Annotated in this window: 2 protein-coding genes; both read right to left on the reverse strand. The window is 48.0% G+C overall.

The genetic code is table 11. The annotated features are described in order from the left end of the window. Nucleotides 1-181 precede the first annotated feature (181 nt). Complete coding sequence (locus B5G42_RS17470; protein WP_087273151.1) at nt 182-1,228, reverse strand: ParB N-terminal domain-containing protein; 1,047 nt, start codon at nt 1,226-1,228, stop codon at nt 182-184. Further along, nucleotides 1,215-1,982, reverse strand: a 768-nt coding sequence (locus tag B5G42_RS17475; RefSeq protein WP_087273156.1) for a ParA family protein, incomplete at its 5' end; no start/stop codon positions are given. The genes B5G42_RS17475 and B5G42_RS17470, both read right to left, overlap by 14 nt.

Below are 1,982 nucleotides of genomic sequence, written 5' to 3' on the forward strand. Positions count from 1 at the left end.
GTACACAAGAAGTATGTTGTCAAAACTGTGCTTATGGAACTGCGATGCAAATGCCAGATAATCCCGCCAGTTGTGTTCATTTCGGACAATATAGGGAGCCATGACTTCATATATCGTCCTCAGGCGTTCATCATTTCTCAACGGTATCTGACCTCCTTCCTGTATTGGTGATTATGGCCGGTTATCCGGCCTCTTGCTCGGATTCCTGTTCTTTCTGAGCAAAGTAGAGGGCAAGTGCCTCGTCCACAATACTGTCGAACTCTTTCTGGCTGATGCTGACGGTAAAGTATTTCTTGTAAATCGCCGGTTTGACCTTGAACGCCGTAGCCGTGGATTTCTTGGGTTTCCGGTTAAATTCGCCGGACAAAATCTGTTCGGTACGCTCCGGGGTTAGCTTTCCGGTATATTCCCGCAGCAGGACAACCTTTCCCTCATTGACCTTGTACTCGCTTCCCGAAAGCACATCGTCAACCATCTGCTGTTCCTGTTCAGTCAGATAGGAAAGCTGCACGGCCGCCGCAATCGAAAATTCTCCATTGTCAATTCTGATTTTCAGGGCGTCCGACAGTTCGTTGATGCGGAGATAAGTTGCAACAGAACGACCTGTAAGGTCATATTCCGCTCCCAAAGCATCCCTGCTTTTTATCCTGTGGAAGTCACTTCCACCAGTCCTGTTTCCCTTGATTTCATCAGGGTTTTCCAGCCTTTTCAGTTCCTTAATAATATCGTTCCGGCGTCCCTGACAGACCATCTTGGAATAGCGCAGAGCCAGTACCGCTGCTTTTTCAGAGGGCAGCATTTCGGAGAAAGAGCGTTGCAGGACATTGGTTTCGATCACATAAATCCAAGCATCCTCATCGGAGAGATTTTCCTTGACGATACAGGGAAGTTCGCGGTTTGCAATAATAGCGGCTCTCTGCCGGTGTCTGCCTGCCAGCATCTCATATTCAAATCCATTCTCATCTGGCTCAATCTTTCTGACAAAAGCAGGCACCAAAACACCATGTTGTGAAACACTGTCCACCAAATCATCAAATCGTTCTCCACCGTATTCTCGGAATGGAGATCCTCGAAAACTGCGAATGATTTGTGGTGGAAGCATCTGTATTTCATTACTCGCATCACATACAGACTGATTCGACGCTTTAGACTCATTTTTTGAAGATGAAGTTTCAGTCACACCCAGAAGATCATCAATGGATCTGATACGAGGCTTAAGTGGAGGCATATTCCAACACCTCCTTTGCAAGTTCCAGATAGGCAAGAGAGGCTGGGTTGGCCTGCTCCAGCTCCATGACGCTCATTCCATAGCTGTTTGCGTCTCCCACTTTGACTGTATACGGAATCTGACAGTTGAAGATAGGGAGCGATTGAAACGCCTTTGCAACCTGACCGTATGTGCGACGGTATAGATTCGTCCGTTTGTTGCATTTGGTGAACAGGATACCTCCAATATCAATCCTGGGATTTAATTTCTGCTTAATTTTTTTGATGGTATCCATCAACGCCTGCAAACCAGTCAGCGCAAACAGTTCCGGATCAATCGGGATGATTACCTCGTCGGCGGCCGTTAAAGCATTTATTGTCAACGAACCCAGAGATGGATTTGTGTCTACGATTATGTAATCATAGGACATCCGCAGAGGTGCGAGCAGAGTAGCTAGGTACCCGTTGCTATCCGGCGTCATCAGCAGATTTGCCTCTGCAACGGTGAGATAGCGACTGGAAGGGATCAAGTCCACAGAGTCAATTTTTTGGATGAACTCGTTGGTATCCGGCAGAGATTCGTCCAGGAGCAGATTGGTGATAAGCGTCCCGGTATTATAGGGTGCCTGGGTCGGCAGGACACCGAAGCTGGTGGTAAGGTTATACTGGGGGTCAAAGTCAACTACCAAGACCTTCTTGCCCATCTCGGCCAGCGCATAGGACAGATTTCGGACCGTGCTGGTCTTGGCTACCCCACCTTTCTGGTTGGCTACAAC

Origin of the sequence: Flavonifractor sp. An91, assembly GCF_002159225.1 — a bacterium.
GTDB classification, from domain to species: domain Bacteria; phylum Bacillota; class Clostridia; order Oscillospirales; family Oscillospiraceae; genus Flavonifractor; species Flavonifractor avicola.